This window comes from Maritimibacter sp., assembly GCF_016774595.1.
GTDB lineage: Bacteria > Pseudomonadota > Alphaproteobacteria > Rhodobacterales > Rhodobacteraceae > Maritimibacter > Maritimibacter alkaliphilus.
Genome location: NZ_JACBWT010000002.1, coordinates 763,301 through 784,138 on the forward strand (window position 1 = coordinate 763,301; position 20,838 = coordinate 784,138).

A 20,838-nucleotide genomic window follows, 5' to 3' on the forward strand; every position below is an offset into this window, starting at 1 on the left:
AGGGCCACCCGAAGCCGGGTGGCCTTTTTTTGGTGGGAGAGAACATGGACCGCAAACACATCACCTCCGGCTCGCCCTTCGAAGCGCAGATCGGCTATTCCCGCGCGGTTGCGGTGGACGGCTGGGTCTTCGTCTCGGGGACGACCGGCTACGACTACGCCACGATGGAGATGCCCGCCGACGTGGCGCAGCAGGCCGCCAACGCGCTGGCGACCATCGCCAAGGCGCTGGCCGAGGCCGGAGGGAGCCTCGACGATGTCGTGCAAGTGAAATACATTCTGCCCGACGGTAACGATTTCGCAGCCTGCTGGCCGATTTTGTCCAAGGCCTTCGCGACCGCGAGACCTGCCGCGACAATGATCGAAGCCCGGCTGATGAACCCCGAGATGAAGATCGAGATCGAAGCGGTCGCGCGGATCAGTCGGTGAGCGAGACGAGGATCGTCCGGGCGCGATCCGTCACGCCGTCCGCCAGCCGATCCCATGCCACCATCACCTTTTCATAGGCCGAAGCTTCGCCTTCGGTTTCCTGCGAAAAGGCGCCAAGGTCGGCGTAGGCCTGCATGGTGTCGTCGGTCATGTGGCGCGCCGATACGGTGACCACTCTGGCCCCCGAAATCTGAATGTCGCCGGTGTTCAGCCCGTTTCCGCCGAGCTGGAAGGCGCCGATGAGAACCGCACCTGCGGTCAGGGCACCCAGATTGTGAAACTCGAACATTGGGGTCTCCTTAAAAATACAGATAAAATACAGGAATAACTTGCGCGACAATCTTGCCAAAAAGATGGCATTGTCGCGAAATTGGAACGAAGCGGCGCAGCGGCGCCCGCTTGGCGGCCTTCGGCCCAGAGCGGCCAATCGGGCTGGACCTTCCCGGGTGTTTGAGCCATACGGGAAAGGCAATATCGGAGGCATCCCATGCGGTTCATCCTGTCCCTTCTGACCTGGTGGCACGAAGAAACACTCGGCACCCGTCTCTACACCTGGCGCAAAGGCGTGAAGGTGGGCGAAGACGCGCAAGGAAACGAGTTCTACCGCAACAAGGACGACAGCAAACGCTGGGTCTGCTACGCGGGCGAACCCGAGGCGAGCCGCATTTCCGCCGACTGGCACGGCTGGCTGCACCGCACCTTCGACGACAATCCGGCGAACAGCCCGCTGGCCCACAAGGATTGGGAAAAGCCGCACGTGGACAACATGACCGGCACCGCGATGGCCTATGTGCCCGCCGGGTCCATCCGTCGTGAAAAGCCCGTGGAACGGTCCGACTACGAGGCGTGGCAGCCGGAATGAGCCGCCCCGCGCGGGGTCTGGGGGATCACGCATGATAAGCCGCAGCGAGATTGCCGAAACCGTCACCGGCGGCGTCGTTCTGGCCGTGGCGATCGGGTTCCTGATCTACGCGGGCGGCGCGATCGGCTGGTTCGGCGCAGGCGATGCGACCCAGAACTATCGCGTGTCGCTGGTGTCGGCCAAGGGCATCAACGTGGGCTCGGACGTGCGCGTCGCGGGCGTCAAGGTGGGCCGGGTCAGCTGGCTCGCCCTTAACCCCGAAACCTTTTCCGCCGAGACCGAACTGACCGTGGACCCGAAATTCGCCTTTCCCGAAGACAGCCTTGCCGTCGTGTCCTCCGAAGGGCTGCTTGGCGGCAATTATGTCGAGATCATTCCCGGCAATTCCGCCTTCCCGCTCTCGACCGGCGGGCGGTTCCGCACGGCGGCGCCCGACATGAACCTCATGGATTTCATCATCGACCAGCTTGGGAGGCAGTGATGCGCCTGACCTTGGCCCTTGTTGCCGCAGTGCTGATAGCCGCGGCCCCGACGCTTGCTCAGGATGACGGGCAATTCGAACCGCTCGACGTGATCGAAGGCGAACCGCCCATCGACACGCCCGAGGATCAGGTGTTCGAAGAGGACGTGCCGTTCGACGAATACGGCAACCCCATCGACCCCAACGCTCCCCTGCGCGAGGGCGAGGGGGACACGGTCACGACCGTGCAGGAAGGCCCGGAAGTGACGCAGGGCACCGGCGCGGTGCTGCGCGGGCTCGACAAGCTTGCGGGCACCTCCATCGACCTGAACCTTGCCACCGGCGAGACCGGCGAACTGGGTTGGCTACAGGTGACGATGGCCGAATGCCGCTATCCCAACGACAACCCGCAGGGCGACGCGTTCGCCCATCTGGTCATCCGCAACGGAAACGACGAAGAGCCGCTGTTCGACGGTTGGATGATCGCCTCGTCCCCCGCGCTGTCGGCGCTGGATCACTCGCGCTTCGACGTCTGGGTGATGAACTGCACCACCGAGTGAGGGTCGGGCAGGGGGCGCGACAGGATGTCGGCCTCGCCGTCCGAAAGCGCGGCATCGAGCATGGCGTGATAGCGGGCACGCGGCACTTCGATGCCGCCGAGCGTGGCCAGGTGCTTGGTGATGAACTGCGTGTCGAACAGGATGAAGCCGGTCTGGGCGAGGTGAACCACCAGCGTCGCCAGAGCGATCTTCGATGCGTCCCGGCGGCGTGAGAACATCGACTCGCCGAAGAACGCCCGGCCCAGCGTGACACCGTAGACCCCACCGACAAGCGCCTCGCCCTCCCACAACTCGATGGAATGGGCCCGGCCCATGGCGTGCAGTTTGCGGTAGCCGTCGAAGATCGTGGGGTTGATCCAGGTGGTGTCCCGGTCCGCGCAGCCCTCGACCACACCCTCGAAAGCCTCGTCGAGCGAGGCCCGGAACGGCGCTTTACGGATCGTCCGGGCAAGCGAGCGGGACAGGCGGAACCCGTCCAGAGGCAGGATGCCCCTGAACCGGGGGTCGACCCAGAACACAGTATCGTCGCCCGCGTCTTCGGCCATGGGAAAGATGCCCGAAGCATATGCGTGCAGGAGAATTTCGGGTGTCAGCCTGTCCCTGGGACCGGCCATTCCGTCAGCTCATGTTCTCCGCCAGCCAGTGCTCCAGCCAGTGGATGTCGTAGTTGCCGGTGAGGATGTCTTCCTCGCCCAAGAGCGCGTGGAACAGCGGAATGGTCGTTTCGATCCCGTCGATCACCAGCTCGCCAAGCGCGCGGGCCAGCCGCGCCAGAGCCTCGGGCCGGTCGCGGCCGTGGACGATGAGCTTGCCGATCAGGCTGTCGTAATAGGGCGGGATGGAATAGCCGTCGTAAAGCGCCGAATCCATGCGCACGCCCAGACCGCCGGGGGCGTGATACTGGGTGATCTTGCCGGGGCTGGGCGAGAAATTGGGCAGCTTCTCGGCATTGATGCGGATCTCGATGGCGTGGCCGTTGATCTGAAGATCGTCCTGCGTGAAGGACAGGCCCAAACCCTCGGCGACGCGGATCTGCTCGCGCACGAGGTCGACGCCGAAGATGCCTTCGGTCACCGGATGCTCGACCTGAAGCCGCGTGTTCATCTCGATGAAGTAGAACTCGCCGTCTTCGTAGAGAAACTCGATGGTGCCCGCCCCGGCATAGCCCATCTCGGCGATGGCGTCGGCGCAGATGCCGCCGATGCGCGCCCGCTCTTCGGGGCTGATCGCCGGGCCGGGGGCCTCTTCGAAGACCTTCTGATGGCGGCGCTGGAGCGAACAGTCCCGCTCGCCCAGATGAACGCCGCCGCCCTTGCCGTCGCCGAAGACCTGCACCTCGATATGACGGGGCTTCTGGAGATACTTCTCCATATAGACTTCGTCGTTGCCGAAGGCCGCCTTGGCCTCGGACCGGGCGGTGCGGAAAGCGTGTTCCAGCTTGGCCTCGGACTCCGCCACCTTCATGCCGCGGCCACCGCCACCGGCTGTCGCCTTGATGATGACCGGATAGCCCATCTCGGCCGCCACCTTGCGGGCGGTCTCGATATCGGGCACGCCGCCGGCGGAGCCGGGAACGACCGGAATGCCGAGCTTTTCGGCGGTTTCCTTGGCCGTGATCTTGTCGCCCATCATGCGGATGTGTGCGGCCGAGGGACCGATGAAGGTCAGGTCGTGATCCTCGACGATCTGCACGAAGTTGGCGTTCTCGGACAAAAAGCCGTAGCCGGGATGGATCGCCTGAGCGCCGGTGACTTCGCAGGCCGCGATGATCGCGGGGATATGCAGGTAGCTCTGGCTGCCGGAAGCCGGGCCGATGCAGACGCTTTCATCGGCCATGCGCACGTGCATCGCGTCGGCGTCAGCGGTGGAGTGGACCGCCACGGTGGCAATCCCCATCTCGCGGGCCGCGCGAATGACGCGAAGGGCGATTTCGCCCCGGTTGGCGATCAGGATCTTGTCGAACATCCGAAACCCTTACTCGAGGATCATCAGGGGCGCGCCGTATTCCACGGGCGACCCGTCCTCGACCAGAATGCGTTTGACCGTGCCCGCGCGCGGGGCGGGGATCTGGTTCATGGTCTTCATCGCCTCGACGATGAGAACCGTGTCCCCCTCGGCCACCTTGTCGCCGACCTTGACGAAGGCGGCCGCACCGGGTTCGGGCGAGAGATAGGCGGTGCCGACCATCGGCGAGGTGACGGCACCGGGATGCTTGGCCGGGTCGTCCTCGCCACCCGACGACGGGGCGGGCGCGGCTGCGGGGGCTGCGGGTGCATGGGCGGCGGGGGCCGGGGCCGGCGCGGGGGCTGCTGCGTACTGGGTCACCACTTGTCCGCCACGGGCCACGCGGACGTTGAGCCGGTCGGCCTCGCCGTATTCGCGTTTCACTTCGAGTTCGGTGAGGTCGTTCTCACGCAGAAGCTCGGCAAGGGCCTGAATGAAGGCCACGTCGCTATCATGGGAATTCTTGGTCATACCGTCCTCGAGCCTGGTTCCCCCATCTGTCGCGGGGGCATATCACTCCTGCTTATAGGACGGCAGGCGGGGGGAGAAAAGCACCCCCATGCGTTTTGGTCGGAATAGGCGGCACGAAACAGGGGCCGACGCGCGGGTGGCGACGGGCCGGAAATGGCGCTCTTGGGTCAGTCGGCCGTGTCGTCGCGCACCGCTTCGGTCTTGTCGACACCGGCGGGCTCATCGGCGGCAGGCGGTGTTTCGGCTTCGGCCTGCCCCTGCACGGCTGGGGAATCGCGTTCCTGAGACCGTTCGGCCTCCATCCGGGCGAGTTTCTGTTTCAAATCGCTTTCGACTTCGAGCAGGCTCACCTCGAACGATGGGGGTGGTCCGGCGGGCCGCTGACCCTGCGCGACGGCGCGCCTTAGCGCGATGATGTCGCGCGATGCGCTGGCCTGACTGTCCTGCTCCGGGTGATCGCGTGCCTCCGACCGCGCGTCCGACAGGGTCGGCTTCGCGTCGATCTTGTGGATGGCCACCGGGCGCACGTCATGCACCGGCATCGCGAATGCGGCTTTTGCGCCCAAGGGGGCTGGTCCGGAAATCTCCATTTCCATGCTCCGACTACGGTGCCCCCACCGTATGCGTCTTCGCATACTTTGCCTGCCAGCTGCCCTTGTCCACAGAATCCGGCGTGGGTGGTTAACTGTTGGTTAACGCGTCGGGGTCAGGGCGGAGCGGTAGAGATGCGTCAGAAAACGCCGTGCATCGTCGAAATGGTCCGTGTTGCCGGTTTGCAGGATGCCGCGCACTTGAATGTCGAAATCGGCATAATGCTGCGTCGTCGCCCAGATCGAGAAGATCAGGTGGTGCGGGTCGACGGATGCGAGCCGTCCGGCGTCGGACCACGCCCGGATGACCTTGGCCTTTTCGTCCACCAGCTCTTTCAGCTCGCCGGTGATCATGTCCATGATCCGCGGCGCGCCCTGCACGATCTCGTTCGCGAACAGGCGGCTTTCGCGCGGCAGTTCCTGCGCCATGTCGAGCTTTCGCAGCGCATAGGCGAGGATTTCCTCGACCGGATCTCCGGCCTCGTCGAGCGCGCGCAGCGGCTCCAGCCAGTCGGTCATGAGGTGAGAGAGCAACTCGCCGTGGATCGCCTCTTTCGACGGGAAATAATATAGCAGGTTGGGCTTCGACAGCCCCGCCGCCTGCGCGATCTGATCCAGCGTCGCCCCCCGGAATCCATGCTGCGAGAACACGTCGAGAGCAGCCTCGCGAATGGTTTCGCGGTTCCTGCGCTGGATGCGCGTGACAGGCTTGGCTTGGTTCATCGATGTCTCCGTGGTCCCGGCCGGAAGGATAGATTGCATGGATTTGACCAGATGATCAACGACTACGGGACTTTACGGACTGGCGCGTGGCGCGGTGGACGCATAGGCTCTGCCGTCGGGAGGACGAGGATATGAACCTGGCATTGTGGTTGGAGCGGGTCGCGGCGGTGCATGGCGACCGGCCGGCGTTGTTCACGGGCGAGACCTGCGTGGCCGACTACGCCGCCTTTCGCGACCGGGCAGCGGGCGTGGGCGCGGCGCTGACCGAGCGGGGGATCGCGCCCGGTGACCGGGTGGCGATCTTCATGAAGAACGTGCCGGAATACCTGATCGCGCTTTACGGCATCTGGGTCGCGGGGGCGGCGGCGGTTCCGATCAACGCCAAACTCCACCCGCGCGAGGCAGCCTATATCCTCGACGATTCCGGGGCACGGGCGGTGTTCGCGACCGACGGGCTGGCCCAAGGGCTGGCCGAGGCGACCGCCGTGCCGATCATCGCGATGGACGATCTGTCGGCGATGGCCATGCACGCACCACGTGCCATCGAGCCGCGCGCGGGCGACGACCTTGCGTGGCTGTTCTACACCTCCGGCACGACGGGCAGGCCCAAGGGCGTCGTCCTCACTCATGAGATCCTACAGGTCGTGTCGCTGTCCTATCTCGCCGATGTGGACGAGGTGTCGGCGGAAGACGGGGCGTTCTACATGGCCCCGATGAGCCACGGCGCGGGGCTTTACGCGCTGGTTCACGTGCTCAAGGGGGCGCGTCACATCTGCCCGGCCTCGGGCGGCTTCGAGCCCGCGGAATTGCTGGATGCCGCGCGCCGGATAGGACCGCTTCACATGTTCATGGCGCCGACGATGGTCCGGCGGATCACCGATGCGGCCAGCGCGGCGGGGGACCGCGCCGAGGGGATCAAGACGATCGTCTACGGCGGTGGGCCGATGTACGTGTCGGATATCGTCGAGGCGGTCGACTGGTTCGGGCCCAAGTTCGTGCAGATCTACGGGCAGGGGGAATGCCCGATGGGGATCACGGCCCTGACGCGCGACGAGGTGACGGACCGCACGCACCCACGCTGGCGCGAACGTCTTGCCAGTGTCGGCCGCGCGCAATCGGTGGTCGAGGTGGCCATCGGCGACGCGGAGGGAAACCCGGTTGCACCCGGCGACACGGGCGAGATTATGGTGCGGGGGCAGGTGGTGATGCCGGGCTACTGGCGGAACCCCGAGGCCACCGCGAAGACGATCCGAAACGGCTGGCTGATGACCGGGGACATGGGCACTCTCGACGCGGACGGGTATCTGACGATGAAAGACCGCTCGAAGGATGTCATTATCTCGGGCGGGACCAACATCTATCCCCGCGAGGTCGAAGAGGCGCTGCTCACCCACCCCGCCGTGCGCGAGGTGTCGGTGATCGGCAGGCCGAGCGCGGAATGGGGGGAGGACGTGGTCGCCTTCGTCGTCGCGACGGGCGTGGACGAGGCGGCGCTCGATGCGCATGTCCTTGCACAAATCGCGCGTTTCAAGCGGCCCAAGGCGTATTTTTTCACCGATGACTTGCCGAAAAACAACTATGGCAAGGTTCTGAAAACCGAGCTGCGGGAGCGGCTGAAGGAGATGACTTGATGACTTCACTGAACGGAAAAACGGCGCTTATCACCGGATCGACCAGCGGGATCGGGCTGGGTATCGCGCTGGAACTGGCCCGCGCCGGGGCGCGCGTCGCGCTCCATTCGCTGCCGGGCGACAAGGCCGCCGACGAGGCCGTGAAGCAGGTGCAGGCCGCCGGATCGCCGGAGGTGAAGTTCTTCGGCTCCGACGTGTCCAAGGCGCAGAACGTGCGCGACCTGATGGAAGAGGTCGAAGGCTGGGGGCCGATCGACATCCTCGTGAACAACGCGGGCATTCAGCACACCGCCCCGATCGAGGATATGCCGGACGAGAAATGGGACGCGATCATCGCGATCATGCTGTCGGCCTGCTTCCACACGATGAAGGCGGCGCTGCCGAAGATGGCCGAACGGGGTTATGGCCGCGTCGTGAACATCGCCTCGGTTCACGGGCTGGTCGCGTCCAAGGAAAAGACGCCCTACGTCGCGGCCAAGCACGGGCTGGTGGGCCTGTCCAAGGTGGTGGCGCTGGAATACGCCTCGAAGGGTGACCCGAAAAAGGGCGGCGTGACCGTGAACTGCATCGGGCCGGGCTTCACCGAAACCGCCCTGATCGAAAGCCAGATTCAGGCGCGGGCCGACCTTCACGGTGGCGACCGGGACGAAGGCATTGCGGACCTTCTGTCGGAAAAACAGCCGTCGCTGCGCATGACGCAGACCTCGGACCTTGGCGCGCTCGCCGTGTTCCTGTGTTCGGACGCGGCCCACAACCTGACCGGCGTCACGATCCCGGTGGATGGCGGCTGGACCGCGCAGTAACGATTTCATTGAACCGAAACGGGTGCCCGTCGCACTCTCTCCCATGAAAGGAGAATAGCGGCGATGGACACCCGTATCCGGGCGCTCGAGGCGTATCTCGTCGCCTCGGCCCGTGCCGGGGACACCCGCGCGCTGTCGCGGCTGGTCGAGCTGCGCGGTGGGCGGCTCATGGCCCATGCCGTGCGGCTTCTGGGCGACCGGGAAGTTGCGCGCGACGTGGTGCAGGAGGCGTGGGTGGAAATCCTGCGAGGGCTTCGCAGCCTGCGCGACGACCACGCGTTCCTGCCTTGGGCGCTCAGGATCGTGACCCGCCGTGTCGCGCGTGAGATCCGGCGGCGCCAGCGGGGCCGGGCGCTGGAGGCGGCGGTGGCGTCGGAAACCGATCTGTCGGTGGACGAGGCCGGACCCGTCGCGTCGGACGCGGCCAAGGTGCGGGCGGCGATTGCCGCGCTCACCCGCGATCAGGCGGCGACCGTCGCGCTATTCTACCTTGAAGACCTGTCGGTGGGCGAGGTCGCCACGGCACTCGACGTGCCCGTGGGGACCGTGAAGACCCGCCTCATGCATGCGCGGCGCAAGCTGCGCGATCTCTTGGAAGGAGACGATGATGAACAAGATTGATCGGATGATCGAAGAGGCGCTTTCCGAAGAGGATCGCGCGATTGCCGAGGCGACGGCGGAACGCGGCTGGTTCGCGCTCGCCCTCGGCACGTTCCGGGGCAAGCTGGGCTGGATCACATGGGTCGTGATGATCGTTCAGACCACGATGTTCGGCTTCGCGGTCTGGTGCGGCTTTCGCTTCTACGGCGCGACCGATGTGCTGACGGCGGTGAAATGGGGCATCACGGCCGCGGTGCTGGCCCTCATGGCGACCGTTCTGAAACTCAGCCTGATGCCGCAGATTCAGGCGGATCGCATCCTGCGCGAACTGCGCCGGGTCGAGCTGATGATCGCCAAACGGGATACGGGCCAGTGACCCAGACCATCGCCTTGATCGCCGGGCCGTATCTGATCGTCACCGCGATCGGCTTCCTCGTGTCGCGAGGGTTTTATGAACGCATGGTGCTCGGCAATGCCAAGGCCGACCCGGTGCTTCTGAACCTCTCCGGTGCCGTGCATTTCGTCGTCGGGATGGTGATCCTGGTCAATCACTGGCAGTGGAACGGCCTTGGCGCGATCCTCGTGTCGCTGCTCGGTGTTGCCGCCGTGGCCAAGGGGGCATCGCTGATCGCCGTTCCGGAGCTGACGCTCAAGACCCCAAAAACGGTGGGGCCGACCCTGACGATGAGCGCGATCGGCTTCGCCCTGTGGGGTGCCGCGCTGTTATGGGTCGCCGTCGCGACATGAAAACCCCCGATCCGTCAGACGGGTCGGGGGCGTGCACTCTAAAGCAAAAGGGTCCTGAAATGAGTGTCGAAACACTTAAGTGATCCGACACCTCTCAGTATTACACGATTCTTACCATTCGGTCAAGAAATGAGCAACCTTACGTCCGGTTGGCCCGGGGTCGCGAAATAAAATGACCGGCGCATGAGGCCATGCGCCGGTCGGTGGCGTCGGAATGACGCCCGTGAGTGGTCTTGGTCTTACGAACCCGAAGCGGCGCGCAGGCTCGACGTGGAGTCGATGACCGTGGCGGTTTCGCTGTCGAATTCTTCCATCGCTTCAAGATCGGCTTCGGTGTAGCCGGTGATCATGAATTCGGTCACTTCACCTTCGTCCGAGGTTTCGTTCACCGCGAGGTGCTCGAGGTCGATGGCGACGTCATGTTCGCCGATGCCCAGGAACCCACCGATACCGATGACAGCCCAGACCTTGTTGTCGAGCATGTAGAAGTTGTCGACTTCGCCGACGTCGTTGCCGTCCTGCGACACGACGTTCACGCCGATGAGCGAGGAAATCTCGACATCAGCAGCGGCTTCGAGGTCGGAGTCCATGGCGCTGGCATCGGCCGACATTTCGCCGTCGATTTCGCCATCGACTTCGGCTTCGGCGTCAGCCGCCATTTCTTCCATCTCGTCGCCGGCTTCTTCGGCGGCGTTCTCGGCGTCGGCGGCCAGCTCTTCGGCGCCTTGCTCGATGTCCTCAGCGGTGTTCTCGGCCGCATCGGCCACGTCTTCCGCCGTGTTTTCGATCGCTTCGCCGGTCTCTTCAGCGGCGGTCTCGATGTCCGATTCCAGCTCGGTCTCGGTGTCCATCTCGGCGTCGGCGGTCATGTCGTCACCGGTCGCCTCCATGTCAGTGGAGGTCGAGGTGTCGGAGTTCATGGTCGTGCCTTCGGTCGCCACGTCACCGGTCACTTCGGTGTCGGTCGAAACGTCCTGCGCAAAGGCCGAGCCGGCCACGAGGACGAGCGCGGCAGCAGACGTCATCAGGGTCTTGTTCAGCGGTTTCATATTCAAATCTCCTAGTTGTCGTGGCGCGCTCACGCGCCTTGTCACTCCAATGCGATGGTTACGAGATTTGTTCCGGCCTGAAAAAGATTTGCGATTAGTCACTTAGAAATCGAATTTTTTCAAATGGTTGTGAGTTTGTCGCGAGCAACGGCGGGGTGCCGCGGGAGAGGGCACAGACGAAAAAAGGCCGACGCGCGAAGCGTCGGCCTGAAGGTGAGACCCCGCAGAACGCGGGGCGCTCGGGGAGAGGGTCAGTCCGGCTTGCGGTTCGCGATCAGCTCGTCCACCACCGAAGGATCGGCCAGCGTCGAGGTGTCGCCAAGCGCGCCGTAATCGTTCTCGGCGATCTTGCGCAGGATGCGGCGCATGATCTTGCCGGAGCGGGTTTTCGGCAGGCCCGGCGCCCACTGGATGTAATCCGGCGAGGCGATGGGGCCGATCTCGGTCCGGACCCAGTTGCGCAGCTCGGTCTTGAGATCGTCGGTGTATTCCTCGCCTTCCATCAGGGTGACATAGCAGTAGATGCCTTGCCCCTTGATCTCGTGCGGGAAGCCGACGACGGCGGCCTCGGCCACCTTGGCATGGGCGACGAGGGCGCTTTCGACCTCGGCGGTGCCCATCCGGTGACCGGAGACGTTGATGACGTCATCCACCCGGCCCGTGATCCAATAGTCGCCATCGGCGTCGCGGCGGCAGCCGTCACCGGCGAAGTAATATCCCTTGTAGTCCGAGAAATAGGTTTTCACGAACCGCTCGTGGTCGCCGTAGACCGTGCGCATCTGGCCCGGCCAGCTATCGGCGATGCACAGCACGCCCTCGCAGGGGGACTCGGCGATCTCGGTCCCGGCCTGCGGGTCGAGCACCACGGGCTGCACCCCGAAGAACGGCTTCATCGCCGCACCCGGTTTGGTCGCATGGGCGCCGGGCAGGGGGGTCATCATGTGGCCCCCGGTTTCGGTCTGCCACCACGTATCGACGATGGGGCAGTTCCCTTTGCCGACAACGTCGTTGTACCAGTTCCAGGCTTCCGGGTTGATCGGCTCGCCTACGGTGCCCAGCACCTTGAGGTCGGACAGGTCGTATTTCGTCACCCACTCGGTCCCCTGACCCATGAGCGCACGGATCGCGGTCGGGGCGGTGTAGAACTGGTTCACCTTGTGCTTTTCGCAGACGGCCCAGAACCGGCCCGCATCCGGGTAGGTCGGCACGCCTTCGAACATCAGCGTCGTCGCGCCGTTGGCGAGCGGGCCATAGACGATGTAGCTGTGGCCCGTGACCCAGCCTACGTCCGCCGTGCACCAGTAGATGTCGCCGTCGTGGTAGTCGAACGTCACCTCGTGCGTGAGCGCGGCATAAAGCAGGTAGCCACCGGTCGTGTGGACGACGCCCTTGGGCGCGCCGGTCGAGCCGGAGGTGTAAAGGATGAACAGCGGATCTTCGGCGTTCATCGGCTCCGGCGGGCAATCGGCCGAGGCGTTCGCCATCAGCGCGTTGTAGGAGTGATCCAGTCCGTCCTTGAGGCCGACGTCGGCGCCCGTGCGCTCGACCACGAGGGTCTGGACCTCGCCGCAATGTTCGCGCGCCTTGTCGACATTCGCCTTGAGCGGCGTGGCGCGGCCCCCGCGCGGGGCCTGATCGGCGGTCACGATGAGCTTGGCGTCGCAGCCGGACACGCGGGCGGCCAGCGCCTCGGGCGAGAAGCCCGCGAAGACGATGGAATGGATCGCACCGATGCGCGCGCAGGCCAGCATGGCATAGGCGGCTTCGGGGATCATCGGCATGTAAAGCACGACCCGGTCGCCCTTGCCGACGCCCAGCGACTTGTAGACGTTGGCGAGCTTGTTCACCTGCTCGGACAACTCGTTGTAGGTGATGTGCTTGTCGACGTTCGGATCGTCGCTTTCCCAGATGATCGCGGTCTGGTCGCCGCGGGTGGCGAGGTGCCGGTCGACGCAGTTCGCCGCCACGTTGATCTCGCCGTCCTCGAACCACTTGATCGAGACATTGTGGTAATCGAACGAGGTGTTCTTGATCTTGGTCGGCGTCTTGATCCAGTCGAGCCGCTTCATGTGCTCGCCCCAGAAAGCGTCGGGGTCGTTCACCGATGCGGCATACATTTCGTCATACTTCGCCGCATCGACATTGGCGTTCTTTACGAAGTCATCGGATGGGGCGTAGGTCTTGTCGGACATGGTCGGTCCTCCTCCTGCCGGTCGTGTTCTTGGAACGGGCGCCCGTAACAGGCGCCCGTGATCTGGCGGGTGCGAAGCGCCCCTCCCGGCGCGTCGCGGGTCCGGCTCAGATGGCCAGGTATTCGTGACGCAGAGCTTCGTTGTCGAGCACCTCTTTCGCGGTGCCGTCGAAGACCACGGTGCCGGTGTCGAGGATCACGGCACGGTCGGCGAGTTCCAGCGCCCGGACCGCGTTCTGTTCCACCAGCACGGTCGTGATGCCCTGCGCCTTGATGACATTCAAGGTCTTCTCGATCTCGTCGACGATGACGGGGGCGAGACCTTCGTAGGGCTCGTCAAGCAGCAGAAGTTTGATATCGCGCACCAGCGCCCGGGCGATGGCGAGCATCTGCTGTTCGCCCCCCGAAAGCGTTGTGCCTTCCTGCTTGCGGCGTTCGCCGAGGCGCGGGAACAGTTCGTAGACGCGTTCCAGCGACCAGCCGATCGGCGGTGCGATCTGGGCCAGTTGCAGGTTCTCTTCCACCGTCAGACCCTGAATGATGCGACGATCTTCAGGGACGAGGGCAAGGCCGTTCTGCGCCGCCTCATGGCTTTTCATCTGGTGCAGCGGCTTGTGGTCGAGCCAGATTTCACCTTGCGTGACCATCGGGCTGCCCGTGCGCGCCAGCGCCCGCAGCGTCGAGGTCTTGCCGGCGCCGTTGCGGCCCAGAAGGGCGAGGATTTCGCCCTCGTGGACGTTGAAGGTCACGCCTTGGACGATGTAGCTCTCGCCATAATAGGCGTGGATGTCCCAGCAGGAAAAGAAGGCCGGGGCCGTGCTGGCGTGGTTGGCGTTGTTCGAATGATCCACGGGTTCGCGGCGCTTGGCCTCTCCGACGACTTGTTCGTTCATGTCCTTCATCCCCCTTACGCGGCCTCACCGAGATAGGCTTCTTTCACCTTCGGATGGCCCTTGATGTTCTCGGGCGTATCCTCGACCAGCGGCGTGCCTTGGGCCAGCACCGTGATCCGTTCGGCGAGCGAGAAGACGACGTGCATGTCGTGCTCGATGATCGCCATGGTGATGTCCCGTTTTTCCTTGATCTCCTTGAGGAGGTCGATGGTGTTGTTGGTGTCGGCGCGCGCCATGCCCGCTGTCGGTTCGTCGAGCAGCAGAAGCCGGGGTTCCTGCGCCAGACACATCGCCATCTCGAGCCGCCGCTTGTCGCCGCGCGACATCGAGGCCGCGTGCATGTGCCGCTTGTCGATCATGTTCACGTCGGTGAGCATCTGCTCGGCCTGTTCGACGATATCGCGCTCATGCGCCACGGTTTCGAACGGGTGCATGCGGAATGCGCCGTCACGCTTGGCGAAGCACGAGATCATGACGTTCTCCATCACGGTCAGGTCGCCGAAGATCTCGGGCGTCTGGAACACGCGGGAAATGCCCATCTGGTTGATCTGGTGCGGCTTGAGTCCCAGCACCGACTGGCCGTTGAACATGACCGATCCGGTGTCGGGGATCAGCTTGCCCACGAAGCAGTTGAGCAGGGTGGACTTGCCCGCGCCGTTCGGCCCGATGATGGCGTGCACCGTGTTTTCCTGAACCGACAGGTTCACGTCCGAGAGGGCTTGCAGACCGCCGAAGCGTTTGCCCACGTTCTTGACTTCAAGGATACCCATGGGAGTTTCTCCTTATTCCGCGGGCTGCGTCTGGGCTTCCGCACCGTCGCCCTTGGAGCGACGGTTGCGGACGGCCTTGGCGATGCGCTGGCCACCTTCGACAAGGCCACCGGGCAGGAAGATGACGACGAGCATGAAGAGCAGGCCGAGCGTCAGGTGCCAGGATTTGCCGACGAAGAAGTGGCTGAGGCCGATGAGGAAATCTTCGATCCCGTCCGGCATCCACGCGAACCACTGGTGCAGCATGTTGTCGTTGATTTTCGAGAAGATGTTCTCGAAGTATTTGATGAAGCCTGCGCCGAGGATCGGACCCATCAGGGTGCCGGCCCCGCCGAGGATGGTCATCAGCACGACTTCGCCGCTGGCGGTCCACTGCATCCGCTCGGCGCCCGCAAGCGGGTCCATCGAGGCCATGAGCGCACCGGCGAGCCCGGCATACATGCCCGAGATCACGAAAGCGGCAAGGGTGTAGGGGCGCGAGTTGAGGCCGGTGTAGTTCAGGCGCGTCTGGTTCGTCTTGATCGCGCGCAGCATCAGGCCGAAGGGCGACCGGAAGATGCGGAGCGACAGGTAGAAGACCAGGATCGCGACGATGGCGCAGAAGTAGTAGCCGTTGTTGAAGGTGAACTCCCACCCGCCGACATTGAGCTTCGCGCTTTCGTTCATGACGATGCCGAAGAAGTGCGGCGAGGTCGGGCTGTTCTCGCCCATCAGGACCTGCGGATCGTTGGTATAGACCTGAAGGCCGGTTTCACCGTTGGTCAGCGGCGTCAGCACCGAGTAGGCGAGGTTGTAGCTCATCTGCGCGAAAGCGAGCGTGAGGATCGAGAAGTAGATCCCCGAGCGGCGCAGCGACACGTAGCCGATGAGCAGGGCGAAGAGGGCCGAGACGATGACCGCCAGCAGGATGCCGGGGACCACGTTGTAGCCCAGAAGCTTGTACATCCACACGACCGAGTAGGAGCCGACACCCAGAAAGGCCGCGTGGCCGAACGAAAGGTAGCCGGTGAGGCCGAAGAGGATGTTGAAGCCGATGGCGAAGATGCCGAAGATCGCGAACCGCTGCATCAGGTCTGGATAGCCCGCGTTGAACGTGGCCATGCCGGAGCCTTCGGGAAACGGCTGGAGCAGGATCGGCGTGACCAGCGTCAGGAAGACGACGATCAGCAGGAAGGTGGTGTCTCGTTGTGACAGACCGAGCATTTTCATGGTCTTATTCCTCCATCACGCCGGCACGGCCCATGAGGCCCCGCGGACGGGTGAGCAGAATGATGATTGCGACGAGGTAGATGATGACCTGGTCGATGCCGGGAATGAGCGACTTGATCTCGTTCATCGAAGCGAAGCTTTGCAGGACACCCAGCAGGAACCCCGCGGCGACGGCGCCGGGCAAGCTGCCCATGCCGCCGACGACGACCACGACGAAGGAGAGCACGAGGAAGTCCATCCCCATGTGATAGTTCGGTGCCAGAATGGGCGTGTACATCACGCCCGCCATGCCCGCGACCGCGGCGGCGAGGCCGAACATCAGCGTGAAGCGTTTGTCGATGTTGATGCCCAGAAGCCCCACCGTCTCGCGGTCGGCCATACCGGCCCGAACGACCATCCCGAAGGTGGTGAACTGGAGGAACGAGAACACCGCGCCGATCACGATGGCGGCGAAGAGGAAGTAGACCAGACGCCAGTAGGGATAGATGATGACGTTGGGGTCGAAGCCGAGCAACACGCCGAAATCCATCGACCCGGAGAAGGCATCCGGTGCCCCGGTCTGGATCGGGTTGGCGCCGAAGAAGTACTTGATGAGCTCCTGTAGCACGATGGCAAGGCCGAAGGTCACGAGGATCTGGTCGGCATGTGGGCGCTTGTAGAAGTGCTTGATGAGGCCGCGTTCCATGACGAAGCCGACGAGCAGCATGACGGGAATGGCGAAGATGATGGCCAGCGGCACGGACCAGTCGATCAGCCAGTCACCGACATCGGCGCCGAACCAAGCCTCGACGTAGGGAACCTCGACCTTGAGCGGGTTGCCCAGGAAGTCCTTTTTCGTCGGGTCGATCTGTTCGAACGACAGGTTGAAGATCCGCTGAAGCGTGACGGCGACGAAGGCGCCGATCATGAATAGGGCACCGTGGGCGAAGTTCACGACGCCGAGCGTGCCGAAGATGAGCGTGAGCCCGAGGGCGATCAGCGCATAGGCCGAGCCCTTGTCGAGCCCGTTCAGAATTTGAAGAATGATGGCGTCCATTGTCCCCACCGGTGCTGCATAAGGGTGTGTGAAACGAACGCGGCGCGGGTCTTGCCGCCCACTGCCTGCGCATGAGTGTAGGGCGGGGATGTCCCCGCCCTACGAAGGGTCTGACGATTACGCGCCGTCGTTGCACTCGCCGAGCGAGGCTTCGTCGCCACCGAACATCGGGTGGTTCGGCTCGTACATGACCTGATCGACCGGCGTGACTTCCACGATTTCGAGGGTGTCGTACTCGGTGGTCGGGTTCTCGGCGCCTTTCATGACCAGCACGTCCTTGAAGCACTGGTGATCTTCGGCGCGGTAGAGCGTCGGGCCGTTGCCCATGCCGTCGAATTCGAAACCTTCGAGGGCTTCGGCCACGGCGCAGGGGTTGAACGAACCGGCACGGGTCACGGCGTCGGCATAGAGCAGCGTCTGCACGTAGCAGGTGTGCGCCGAACCCGACGGCGGACGGCCGTACTTTTCGCCGAACGACTTGACGAAGGCCTGCGTGCCCGCGTCGGTCAGCTGCCAGTTCCAGTTCATCGAACCGTACACGCCCTTGATGTTCTCGCCGGCACCGGCGGCCATCAGTTCGGAGTAGAGCGGAACGACGATCTCGAAGTTCTTGCCGTTGGCTTGCGCGTCGCGCAGGCCGAACTGGATCGACTGGGTGAGCGAGTTCACCATGTCTCCGCCGTAGTGGTTCAGGATGAGCACGTCTGCGCCCGAATTCAGAACCGGCGTGATGTAGGACGAGAAGTCGCCCGCGCCGACCGGCGTCATCACGTTGTTGACGGTTTCCCAACCCAGCGCCTCGGTGGCGTTCTGGATCGACTCCTGCTGGGTCCAGCCCCAGGTGTAGTCGGCGGTCAGGTGATAGGCGCGACGGTCGGTACCGTAGGCGTTCTTCAGCACCGGGGCCAGAGCGGCGCCCGACATGTAGGCGTTGAAGAAATGACGGAAACCGTTGGCCTTGCGGTCCTTGCCGGTGGTGTCGTTGGAGTGGGTCAGACCCGCCATGAAGATGATGCCGGCTTCCTGGCAGAGGCCCTGAACGGCCACGGCCACGCCCGAGGACGAACCGCCGTTGATCATCACGACGCCGTCTTTTTCGATCATCGACTTGGCCGAGGCGCGCGCGGCGTCCGACTTGGTCTGGGTGTCGCCGGTCACGAAGGCCGCTTTCTTGCCCAAGATGCCGGTCCCGTCGAGCGCCTTCGACGAGAAGGTGTTCAGCATCCCGCCGTCGCCTTCGCCGTTGATGTGCTGGATGGCGAGTTCCTGCGCGCGCAGCTCGTCGAGGCCTTCTTCTGCGTAGGGGCCGGTCTGCGGCACGTTGAAGCCGAAGGTCACGGTGTCACCGGTCGGCTCGTTGGTGAACGCCATCGCGCCGGAGGTGAAGATCGTCGGCATCGCAAGGCCGGCGCCGGTCACGGCACCCGTCTTGAGAAGCCCACGACGGGTGAAGTTCGATTTGGACATGAATATCCTCCCGTTTGGAAATGACGACATGGCCTCCCCGCACATGCCGTGTGCCTTTTTACAGGCTGTGGGCATTATGACGTTGGGTCAGAAAATTCCGCAACAAATGCTTCAGATGTAACAATTTTTTTGTAAACAAATGAACTGATACAATGGTATACCTGTAAACAAATTTTCGCGCAGGTGCAGAAAGCATCGGAAAACCAAGGAAAATTTCATGCCTCAGTCCCGCCTGACCGGAAGCCGGATCCGCGAGCGTCGGCTGGCGCTGGGCACGCGTCAGGCCGACTTGGCCCGCGCCGTGGGGGTGTCGCCCGCATACCTCAATCTGATCGAACACAATCGCCGCAGAATCGGCGGCAAGTTATTGGTCGATCTCGCGCGCGAGCTGAACACCGAGCCCGCGCAACTGTCCGAAGGCGCGGGGCAGGCGCTGGTCAACGCCCTGCGCGATGCCGCCGCCCGGTTCGAGAACGTCACCCCCGAACTCGACCGGGTCGAGGAGTTCGCGGGCCGGTTCTCGGGCTGGTCGGCGCTCGTCGCGACGCAGGCGCGCCGGATCGAGGATCTCGAACGGGTGGTCGAGACGCTGTCGGACCGGCTGACCCACGATCCGCACCTTGCGGCCTCGCTCCACGAAGTGCTGTCCACGGTGACCGCGATCCGGTCGACCGCCGCGATCCTCGCCGAGACCGAGGACATCGACCCGGACTGGCAGTCGCGGTTCCTGCGCAATATGCGCGAAGAGGCGCAGCGCCTGTCATCGTCGGCCGAAGGGCTGGTGACCTATCTTGAGGCGGGTGCGGATACCCGCGAGATGCAGGTCTCGGCGGTCGACGACCTTGCCGCCTATGTGGGCGAGGCGGGCTATCATTTCCCCGAGCTTGAAAAGCCCGCCGTGGGCGAGGGCGAGATCGGGCTCATGCTCGAAAAGGCCGGGCCGCTCAGGGACAAGGGCGCGCGCGACCTCGCCCACCGGATGCTGGTGCGCTATCTGGCCGATGCCCGCGCCATGCCGTTGAGCGCGTTTCGAACTTCGCTCGCCAATACGGGCGAAGACCCGGCGCGGGTCGCGGACGGCTTCGGGGTGGGGCTGGACGCGGTGCTGCGGCGCATGGCCAGCCTGCCGACGGCCGATGACGAACCGGGGCGGGGCCTCGTGGTCTGCGATGGATCGGGAACGGTCACGCTGCGCAAGCCGCTGGAGGGTTTTCCGCTGCCGCGTTTCGGTGCGGCCTGTCCCCTGTGGCCGCTCTATCAGGCGCTGGCCCGCCCGGCGCAGCCCATCGCGCGGGTGGTCGAGATGCCGGGCACCGACCCGAAGCTGTTTCTGTGTCGCGCCCTCTCGGTTCCCCGCCCGGCGGCGACCTTCGACGCGCCGCCCATTCACGAGGCGACGATGCTCATCGAACCCGTCGAGCATACCTCCGGCCCGGTGCTCAGGGTCGGCGCGTCCTGCCGGATCTGCCCGCGCGAGACCTGTTCGGCGCGGCGCGAACCGTCGATCCTGGGCAAGCAGAGCTAGCCGGTCTCGGCTGTCCCCGCCGCTCGTGCGCACGGGTTCGGGCGGCACCATGCGGTCGCCACCGGCCCAAGCCCCTGTTCTGCTTTGACTTTGCACCACCCTGAGGCGATAAACGAGAAACGCGGGCTCAGGGGGAGGGCCCATCGGGGGAGTTTATGGCGAAACAAGTTCTGCTGATCGAGGACGAGCCGAACATCATCGAAGCGATCTCATTCATCCTCAGCCGTGATGGCTGGTCCGTCTCGACCCATGCCAACGGCGAGACGGCGATGGATGCGGTGCGACGGCACACGCCGGATGCGCTGGTGCTCGACGTGATGCTGCCGGGCCGCTCCGGATACGAGATTTTGCAGGATCTGCGGGCCGACCCCGAGATGGGCACGCTGCCCGTGCTGATGCTGACCGCTCGCGGCCAGAAGAAGGACCGGGAATTGGCCGACAAACTCGGCGCGACGCGGTTCATGACCAAGCCGTTCTCCAACGCCGAGGTCCTGACCGTCCTGCGCGAGATGACCGGCGGGGCGTGAGGCGCGGATGACGCGACGCCCCACAACCTTCCTTGCCCGTGACACCTACCGCCGTCGCCGCCTGATCGACGCGCTTCGCGTGCTTCCGGTGCTCGGGCTGCTTCTGTTCCTCGTGCCGCTTCTTGGCTCCGGCACGTCCGAGCGGTCGACGGCCTATGCCGGGATGTATCTGTTCGCCGCGTGGCTGGTGCTTATCATCGGGGCGTCCTTGCTGGTGCGTGCGGTGGCGCGCTCGCCCGGTGGCGTCGCCTCGGACCCGCTCGAGCCGGGATCGGTCGAGGACGAGGACTGA

The 20,838-nt window shown here is 64.4% G+C and carries 25 protein-coding genes; 12 read left to right on the forward strand and 13 right to left on the reverse strand.

Features of this window, described 5'->3' with window-relative positions; all coding sequences use genetic code 11:
* Positions 1-44: 44 nt before the first annotated feature.
* On the forward strand, positions 45-428 hold the full coding sequence (locus HOY44_RS15040) for a RidA family protein (protein ID WP_287435737.1): 384 nt from the start codon (positions 45-47) through the stop codon (positions 426-428).
* On the opposite strand, the gene HOY44_RS15045 is transcribed toward HOY44_RS15040, so the two are convergent.
* Complete coding sequence (locus HOY44_RS15045) at positions 418-717, reverse strand: hypothetical protein (protein WP_287435740.1); 300 nt, start codon at positions 715-717, stop codon at positions 418-420. The two genes, HOY44_RS15040 and HOY44_RS15045, sit on opposite strands and share 11 nt — an antisense overlap.
* Before the next feature lie 198 nt (positions 718-915).
* Between HOY44_RS15045 and HOY44_RS15050 the strand changes: the two genes are divergently transcribed.
* The 3 genes from HOY44_RS15050 to HOY44_RS15060 are packed head-to-tail and all read left to right on the forward strand — an operon-like array spanning position 916 to position 2,310.
* The gene (locus HOY44_RS15050) at positions 916-1,290 is read left to right on the forward strand and encodes an NADH:ubiquinone oxidoreductase subunit NDUFA12 (protein WP_138423481.1); all 375 of its coding nucleotides are present in this window, start codon (positions 916-918) and stop codon (positions 1,288-1,290) included.
* Between the two features lie 31 nt (positions 1,291-1,321).
* Positions 1,322-1,771 carry an MlaD family protein gene (locus HOY44_RS15055; protein ID WP_287435742.1) on the forward strand — a complete coding sequence of 150 codons (450 nt, stop codon included), beginning with the start codon at positions 1,322-1,324 and terminating at the stop codon, positions 1,769-1,771.
* Positions 1,771-2,310: a DUF2155 domain-containing protein gene (locus HOY44_RS15060; RefSeq protein ID WP_138423479.1), complete on the forward strand. Its 540-nt coding sequence runs from the start codon at positions 1,771-1,773 to the stop codon at positions 2,308-2,310. The genes HOY44_RS15055 and HOY44_RS15060 overlap by 1 nt, the downstream gene beginning before the upstream one ends.
* Here the strand turns inward: HOY44_RS15060 and aat are convergent.
* The 5 genes from aat to HOY44_RS15085 all read right to left on the reverse strand — a co-directional run bounded on the left by aat (position 2,265) and on the right by HOY44_RS15085 (position 6,098).
* Positions 2,265-2,924, reverse strand: coding sequence for a leucyl/phenylalanyl-tRNA--protein transferase (gene aat / locus HOY44_RS15065; RefSeq protein WP_287435745.1), 660 nt, complete (start codon positions 2,922-2,924; stop codon positions 2,265-2,267). The genes HOY44_RS15060 and aat overlap by 46 nt on opposite strands.
* A 4-nt stretch (positions 2,925-2,928) precedes the next feature.
* Entirely contained in the window at positions 2,929-4,275 is a 1,347-nt protein-coding gene (gene accC / locus HOY44_RS15070; RefSeq protein WP_138423478.1) for an acetyl-CoA carboxylase biotin carboxylase subunit, read from the reverse strand.
* 9 nt (positions 4,276-4,284) lie between these two features.
* The gene (gene accB / locus HOY44_RS15075; RefSeq protein WP_138423477.1) at positions 4,285-4,785 is read right to left on the reverse strand and encodes an acetyl-CoA carboxylase biotin carboxyl carrier protein; all 501 of its coding nucleotides are present in this window, start codon (positions 4,783-4,785) and stop codon (positions 4,285-4,287) included.
* A gap of 167 nt (positions 4,786-4,952) precedes the next feature.
* Positions 4,953-5,375 carry a hypothetical protein gene (locus HOY44_RS15080; RefSeq protein ID WP_287435748.1) on the reverse strand — a complete coding sequence of 141 codons (423 nt, stop codon included), beginning with the start codon at positions 5,373-5,375 and terminating at the stop codon, positions 4,953-4,955.
* A gap of 102 nt (positions 5,376-5,477) precedes the next feature.
* Complete coding sequence (locus HOY44_RS15085) at positions 5,478-6,098, reverse strand: TetR family transcriptional regulator C-terminal domain-containing protein (RefSeq protein ID WP_008330313.1); 621 nt, start codon at positions 6,096-6,098, stop codon at positions 5,478-5,480.
* 131 nt (positions 6,099-6,229) lie between these two features.
* Between HOY44_RS15085 and HOY44_RS15090 the strand changes: the two genes are divergently transcribed.
* The 5 genes from HOY44_RS15090 to HOY44_RS15110 all read left to right on the forward strand — a co-directional run bounded on the left by HOY44_RS15090 (position 6,230) and on the right by HOY44_RS15110 (position 9,879).
* Positions 6,230-7,729 carry an AMP-binding protein gene (locus HOY44_RS15090; RefSeq protein ID WP_287435750.1) on the forward strand — a complete coding sequence of 500 codons (1,500 nt, stop codon included), beginning with the start codon at positions 6,230-6,232 and terminating at the stop codon, positions 7,727-7,729.
* The gene (locus HOY44_RS15095) at positions 7,729-8,532 is read left to right on the forward strand and encodes a 3-hydroxybutyrate dehydrogenase (protein WP_138423473.1); all 804 of its coding nucleotides are present in this window, start codon (positions 7,729-7,731) and stop codon (positions 8,530-8,532) included. The genes HOY44_RS15090 and HOY44_RS15095 overlap by 1 nt, the downstream gene beginning before the upstream one ends.
* A gap of 63 nt (positions 8,533-8,595) precedes the next feature.
* Complete coding sequence (locus HOY44_RS15100; RefSeq protein WP_287435753.1) at positions 8,596-9,153, forward strand: RNA polymerase sigma factor; 558 nt, start codon at positions 8,596-8,598, stop codon at positions 9,151-9,153.
* Positions 9,140-9,508 (forward strand): DUF6768 family protein, encoded by a 369-nt coding sequence (locus tag HOY44_RS15105; RefSeq protein ID WP_287435755.1) that lies wholly within the window; start codon positions 9,140-9,142, stop codon positions 9,506-9,508. The genes HOY44_RS15100 and HOY44_RS15105 overlap by 14 nt, the downstream gene beginning before the upstream one ends.
* The gene (locus tag HOY44_RS15110; RefSeq protein ID WP_287435757.1) at positions 9,505-9,879 is read left to right on the forward strand and encodes a hypothetical protein; all 375 of its coding nucleotides are present in this window, start codon (positions 9,505-9,507) and stop codon (positions 9,877-9,879) included. The genes HOY44_RS15105 and HOY44_RS15110 overlap by 4 nt, the downstream gene beginning before the upstream one ends.
* A 239-nt stretch (positions 9,880-10,118) precedes the next feature.
* Here HOY44_RS15110 and HOY44_RS15115 read toward each other — a convergent pair whose 3' ends face one another.
* The 7 genes from HOY44_RS15115 to HOY44_RS15145 form a co-directional block, all read right to left on the reverse strand.
* A complete protein-coding gene (locus tag HOY44_RS15115) occupies positions 10,119-10,928 on the reverse strand; it encodes a PRC-barrel domain-containing protein (RefSeq protein WP_138423469.1) in 810 nt (269 codons plus the stop codon).
* A 251-nt stretch (positions 10,929-11,179) separates the two neighbouring features.
* Positions 11,180-13,120: an acetate--CoA ligase gene (gene acs / locus HOY44_RS15120; RefSeq protein ID WP_008330301.1), complete on the reverse strand. Its 1,941-nt coding sequence runs from the start codon at positions 13,118-13,120 to the stop codon at positions 11,180-11,182.
* A 106-nt stretch (positions 13,121-13,226) separates the two neighbouring features.
* Positions 13,227-14,012, reverse strand: a complete 786-nt coding sequence (locus HOY44_RS15125) for an ABC transporter ATP-binding protein (protein ID WP_050772029.1) — start codon at positions 14,010-14,012, stop codon at positions 13,227-13,229.
* A gap of 14 nt (positions 14,013-14,026) precedes the next feature.
* A complete protein-coding gene (locus tag HOY44_RS15130) occupies positions 14,027-14,782 on the reverse strand; it encodes an ABC transporter ATP-binding protein (protein ID WP_008330299.1) in 756 nt (251 codons plus the stop codon).
* A gap of 12 nt (positions 14,783-14,794) precedes the next feature.
* A complete protein-coding gene (locus tag HOY44_RS15135) occupies positions 14,795-15,985 on the reverse strand; it encodes a branched-chain amino acid ABC transporter permease (RefSeq protein WP_040885552.1) in 1,191 nt (396 codons plus the stop codon).
* Between the two features lie 10 nt (positions 15,986-15,995).
* Complete coding sequence (locus HOY44_RS15140) at positions 15,996-17,027, reverse strand: branched-chain amino acid ABC transporter permease (protein WP_008330297.1); 1,032 nt, start codon at positions 17,025-17,027, stop codon at positions 15,996-15,998.
* 117 nt (positions 17,028-17,144) lie between these two features.
* Positions 17,145-18,494, reverse strand: a complete 1,350-nt coding sequence (locus HOY44_RS15145) for a substrate-binding protein (protein WP_008330296.1) — start codon at positions 18,492-18,494, stop codon at positions 17,145-17,147.
* Between the two features lie 217 nt (positions 18,495-18,711).
* Between HOY44_RS15145 and HOY44_RS15150 the strand changes: the two genes are divergently transcribed.
* From HOY44_RS15150 to HOY44_RS15160, 3 genes are all read left to right on the forward strand, one after another.
* Positions 18,712-20,019, forward strand: a complete 1,308-nt coding sequence (locus tag HOY44_RS15150) for an XRE family transcriptional regulator (RefSeq protein ID WP_138423468.1) — start codon at positions 18,712-18,714, stop codon at positions 20,017-20,019.
* Positions 20,020-20,174: 155 nt separating this feature from the next.
* The gene (locus tag HOY44_RS15155; RefSeq protein WP_008330293.1) at positions 20,175-20,546 is read left to right on the forward strand and encodes a response regulator transcription factor; all 372 of its coding nucleotides are present in this window, start codon (positions 20,175-20,177) and stop codon (positions 20,544-20,546) included.
* A 7-nt stretch (positions 20,547-20,553) separates the two neighbouring features.
* Positions 20,554-20,838: a hypothetical protein gene (locus HOY44_RS15160; RefSeq protein ID WP_008330291.1), complete on the forward strand. Its 285-nt coding sequence runs from the start codon at positions 20,554-20,556 to the stop codon at positions 20,836-20,838.

What these genes read in the sequence shown, in the direction of transcription:
- accB (WP_138423477.1), bottom strand. Translation starts at nt 4,785, where the DNA reads ATGACCAAGAATTCCCATGATAGCGACGTGGCCTTCATTCAGGCCCTT.
- HOY44_RS15085 (WP_008330313.1), bottom strand. Translation starts at nt 6,098, where the DNA reads ATGAACCAAGCCAAGCCTGTCACGCGCATCCAGCGCAGGAACCGCGAA.
- HOY44_RS15095 (WP_138423473.1), top strand. Translation starts at nt 7,729, where the DNA reads ATGACTTCACTGAACGGAAAAACGGCGCTTATCACCGGATCGACCAGC.
- HOY44_RS15080 (WP_287435748.1), bottom strand. Translation starts at nt 5,375, where the DNA reads ATGGAGATTTCCGGACCAGCCCCCTTGGGCGCAAAAGCCGCATTCGCG.
- HOY44_RS15090 (WP_287435750.1), top strand. Translation starts at nt 6,230, where the DNA reads ATGAACCTGGCATTGTGGTTGGAGCGGGTCGCGGCGGTGCATGGCGAC.
- HOY44_RS15050 (WP_138423481.1), top strand. Translation starts at nt 916, where the DNA reads ATGCGGTTCATCCTGTCCCTTCTGACCTGGTGGCACGAAGAAACACTC.
- acs (WP_008330301.1), bottom strand. Translation starts at nt 13,120, where the DNA reads ATGTCCGACAAGACCTACGCCCCATCCGATGACTTCGTAAAGAACGCC.
- accC (WP_138423478.1), bottom strand. Translation starts at nt 4,275, where the DNA reads ATGTTCGACAAGATCCTGATCGCCAACCGGGGCGAAATCGCCCTTCGC.
- HOY44_RS15055 (WP_287435742.1), top strand. Translation starts at nt 1,322, where the DNA reads ATGATAAGCCGCAGCGAGATTGCCGAAACCGTCACCGGCGGCGTCGTT.
- HOY44_RS15160 (WP_008330291.1), top strand. Translation starts at nt 20,554, where the DNA reads ATGACGCGACGCCCCACAACCTTCCTTGCCCGTGACACCTACCGCCGT.
- HOY44_RS15040 (WP_287435737.1), top strand. Translation starts at nt 45, where the DNA reads ATGGACCGCAAACACATCACCTCCGGCTCGCCCTTCGAAGCGCAGATC.
- HOY44_RS15135 (WP_040885552.1), bottom strand. Translation starts at nt 15,985, where the DNA reads ATGCTCGGTCTGTCACAACGAGACACCACCTTCCTGCTGATCGTCGTC.
- HOY44_RS15145 (WP_008330296.1), bottom strand. Translation starts at nt 18,494, where the DNA reads ATGTCCAAATCGAACTTCACCCGTCGTGGGCTTCTCAAGACGGGTGCC.
- HOY44_RS15060 (WP_138423479.1), top strand. Translation starts at nt 1,771, where the DNA reads ATGCGCCTGACCTTGGCCCTTGTTGCCGCAGTGCTGATAGCCGCGGCC.
- HOY44_RS15115 (WP_138423469.1), bottom strand. Translation starts at nt 10,928, where the DNA reads ATGAAACCGCTGAACAAGACCCTGATGACGTCTGCTGCCGCGCTCGTC.
- HOY44_RS15130 (WP_008330299.1), bottom strand. Translation starts at nt 14,782, where the DNA reads ATGGGTATCCTTGAAGTCAAGAACGTGGGCAAACGCTTCGGCGGTCTG.
- HOY44_RS15155 (WP_008330293.1), top strand. Translation starts at nt 20,175, where the DNA reads ATGGCGAAACAAGTTCTGCTGATCGAGGACGAGCCGAACATCATCGAA.
- HOY44_RS15140 (WP_008330297.1), bottom strand. Translation starts at nt 17,027, where the DNA reads ATGGACGCCATCATTCTTCAAATTCTGAACGGGCTCGACAAGGGCTCG.
- HOY44_RS15125 (WP_050772029.1), bottom strand. Translation starts at nt 14,012, where the DNA reads ATGAACGAACAAGTCGTCGGAGAGGCCAAGCGCCGCGAACCCGTGGAT.
- aat (WP_287435745.1), bottom strand. Translation starts at nt 2,924, where the DNA reads ATGGCCGGTCCCAGGGACAGGCTGACACCCGAAATTCTCCTGCACGCA.
- HOY44_RS15150 (WP_138423468.1), top strand. Translation starts at nt 18,712, where the DNA reads ATGCCTCAGTCCCGCCTGACCGGAAGCCGGATCCGCGAGCGTCGGCTG.
- HOY44_RS15105 (WP_287435755.1), top strand. Translation starts at nt 9,140, where the DNA reads ATGAACAAGATTGATCGGATGATCGAAGAGGCGCTTTCCGAAGAGGAT.
- HOY44_RS15100 (WP_287435753.1), top strand. Translation starts at nt 8,596, where the DNA reads ATGGACACCCGTATCCGGGCGCTCGAGGCGTATCTCGTCGCCTCGGCC.
- HOY44_RS15045 (WP_287435740.1), bottom strand. Translation starts at nt 717, where the DNA reads ATGTTCGAGTTTCACAATCTGGGTGCCCTGACCGCAGGTGCGGTTCTC.